This is a genomic window from Nocardia wallacei (assembly GCF_029869545.1).
Classification (GTDB): domain Bacteria; phylum Actinomycetota; class Actinomycetes; order Mycobacteriales; family Mycobacteriaceae; genus Nocardia; species Nocardia wallacei_A.
In genome coordinates, this window is the sequence record NZ_JARWQD010000059.1 from 1 (window position 1) to 3,115 (window position 3,115).

A 3,115-nucleotide genomic window follows, 5' to 3' on the forward strand; every position below is an offset into this window, starting at 1 on the left:
CACCCCCCCCCCGCGGGGGGGGGGGGGCGGGCGCCCCCCCCCCTGGGGGGGGGGCGCCCCCCCCCCCCCACCCGGCCGTCGTGCTCCTGCCGATCGAGGGGACGGCAGGATCGCGGCCACCGGCATCCGTTGTGGCGTTGTGATCTTGGTCGGCGGCGCGTCCGGCGAACTCGAGGAATGATGGGTGGTACGCGCGAATAAGGTTGGGAGCGACGATGGAAACCGCAGTCGTCTTCGTACTGGCCTGCCTGCTCTACTGGTGGGGAATGCTGTAGACCGGCAGGGCCGCTGACCGCCCACGACGAACTCCGCCCCGGCCGTGAGCGGCCGGGGCGGAGTCATCTTGGAATGTTTGTCGGGGTGGAGTCACCCTTCGAATGTTGTCGGTGCGTGGTCACCTTCGAATGTCGTCGGGTGCGTGGTCACCTTCGGATGTCGTCAGTGCGGACGGCAGTCGGCGCGGAGGCGCCCTCGACTGCGGTCAGCGCGTGCCGACCAGTTCGTCGTCGGTCTGCTCGGCCGTATCGCCCTCGCCACCAACGTTTTTCACGTTGCGCATCAGCACGGTCGCGACGATCGCGGCCGCCACGGCGCTCAGCGCGCCGACGGTGAAGGTGGCCGACATCGCGGAGCTGAAGGCGTGGCGGGCCAGGCCGATCACGCCCTCGTCGGCGCTGCCGAGTGCGCTCGCGATGGACTCCCGGGCCCCGGCCGACACCCAGTCGGGCATCTCGTCGGTGTAGGTCCCGGCGAGGATCGCGCCCAGCACCGCCACGCCCATCGACGCACCCGTCTGCTGCACGGTGTCGTTCAGCGCGGAACCGACACCGGCGTGCTCGGACGGCACGGCGCTCATCAGCGCGCCGATGGCCGCGGGCATCGCCAGGCCGCCGCCTAGCCCGAACAGCGCCGAGGCCAGCGCCACCGGCCAGAAGCCGCTGTCGGCATCGAGCATCGCCAGGGCACCGAAGCTCGCGGCGACGATCGCCAGGCCGGTCGCGGTGACGACCTTGGCGCCGAGCTTGCCGACCAGGCTCGCGCCGACCCCGTTGGCGGCCAGCAGCGCGATCGCCATCGGGGTGAACGCCAGCGCCGTGCGCATCGGCGAGTAGCCGAGCACGAACTGCAGGTACTGGGTCAACACCAGCACCAGGCCGCCGTTGGCGAAGTTGGCCAGGACCAGCGAGAAGCTGGAGCCGGTGAAGGTCCGGTTGCGGAACAGGCCGAGCGGCACCATCGGCGAGTCGGTGGTCAGCTCGCGCACCATGAAGGCGATCAGTGCGACCGCCGCCGTGCCGAAGGCGACCAGAATGCGCGTGTCGGACCAGCCGTGCTTGGGGGTTTCGATGATCGCCCACACCAGCGCGACCATGCCGATCATCGACAGCACCATGCCCGGGTAATCGGGCTTGCGCCACGGCCCCTTCGACTCCGGCATCAGCGCCAGCGCGGCCACGATGGCGATCACCGCGATCGGGACGTTCATCAGGAAGACCGCGCCCCACCAGAAGTGATCGAGCAGGACACCACCGACCACCGGGCCGCCGACCATGCCGAGCGTCGCCACCGCGCTCCACGCCGCGATCGCCTTGGGCCGTTCGTCGTCGTCGAAGACGGTGATGAGGATCGACAGCGTGCTGGGCATGATCAGCACGCCGCCGACGCCCATGAACACCCGGCCCGCGATCAGCAGCTCCGGGCTGTTCGCATACGCCGCGAGCAGTGAGGCCGCGCCGAACAGCACCAAACCGATGACCATCACCAGCCGCCGCCCGTAGCGGTCGGACAGGCTGCCCGAGGTGAGCAGCAGGCCCGCGAACACCAGCAGGTACGAGTCGATGATCCATTGAATCTGCTGGGCACTGGCGCCGATATCGGTCGCGATGTCGGGGATCGCCACGGTCAGCACCATGTTGTCGACCACCAGCACCAGCGAACTCAGGCACAGCACCACCAGGATCAACCAGCGGCGCGGGTTGCGGGCGACCGCATCCCGGGCGGTCGTTTCCAGCGTTTCCATCGTGAACCCTTTCCGAGGAGCTTCCGCACGTCGTGCGTTCTGTCGAACACTGTACGGTCAACGAACACTGTGCGCAATAGGTACGTTGTTCGTGATTCCGAACACTGTGCGCTCGATGCGCTATGCTCGGGGGACGAGGAAGGAGCGGTGATGGGCACCCCAACGGAGAAGGCCACGACGGCGCAGCAACTTCCGTCGGTCTGGACGCGGCCACAGCGGGCGCGGCGCGAGACCCCGGCGCTGAGCCGGGACCAGATCGTGAACGAGGCGATCGCGCTACTCGACCAGGAGGGTTTCGAGGCGCTGAGCATGCGCAAACTGGGCGCCCGCCTCGATGCCGGGGCGACCTCGCTCTATACCCACGTGGCGAACAAGGACGAACTCCTCGAGCTGGTCGTCGACCAGGCCATGGGTGAGGCGCGGATTCCGGACGCCATCGAGAACGGCGACTGGCGCGCGACGGTGCTGCTCTTGTCCCGCGAGATCCGCGCGACCATCCTGCGGCATCCGTGGATCGCCGTCGTCCTCAGCAGTGCGGGGCTGGCGCTGCTCGGCCCGAACATGATGCGGGTGACCGAGTCCATGCTGGCGATCTTCGAAGAGGCGGGCTTCGACGACGACACGACCGACCTGGGGGCCGATGCGATCTTCGCCTTCGTCGTCGGCACCACCTCCGGCGAGGCCGCGACGATGACGACGATCGCGCGCAGCGGCCTCGAGGAGAAGGAATGGATCCGGCGCCTGCTGGATGCCACCACGGCGGTGTCGGAGCCCTACCCGCGGACCTACCGGCGGGCCGTGGAACACCGCGACCGCGACCACGCCCGGCTCCGCGAGGACACCTTCGAACGCGAGGTCGGCCTGATCATGGACGGCATGGAGGCACAGCGGCGCCGACGCTGAGCAGACGAAGGCCCCCCCCCCGGAACCGGGGGGGGCCGGGCGAGGACAAAAAAACGCGGGTTCGGTTTTGGCCCACGCGAAGCTGGTTTGGTTTCCCCCCGGGCCAAACCGCAACCCCTTTATTTGGTTACGGCCACGCCCCCCCCGTTATCCGGGGGGGGCCCTTCGTCTGCTCAGCGTCGGCGCCGCTGT

General features: G+C 69.0%; 2 protein-coding genes. One reads left to right on the forward strand and one right to left on the reverse strand.

From position 1 onward, the window contains the following. Positions 1 to 481: 481 nt before the first annotated feature. Positions 482 to 2,020 (reverse strand): MFS transporter, encoded by a 1,539-nt coding sequence (locus QH290_RS03305; RefSeq protein WP_280265750.1) that lies wholly within the window; start codon positions 2,018 to 2,020, stop codon positions 482 to 484. Between the two features lie 150 nt (positions 2,021 to 2,170). Between QH290_RS03305 and QH290_RS03310 the strand changes: the two genes are divergently transcribed. Next, complete coding sequence (locus QH290_RS03310; protein ID WP_280265749.1) at positions 2,171 to 2,923, forward strand: TetR/AcrR family transcriptional regulator; 753 nt, start codon at positions 2,171 to 2,173, stop codon at positions 2,921 to 2,923. The last annotated feature ends 192 nt before the right edge of the window (positions 2,924 to 3,115 follow it).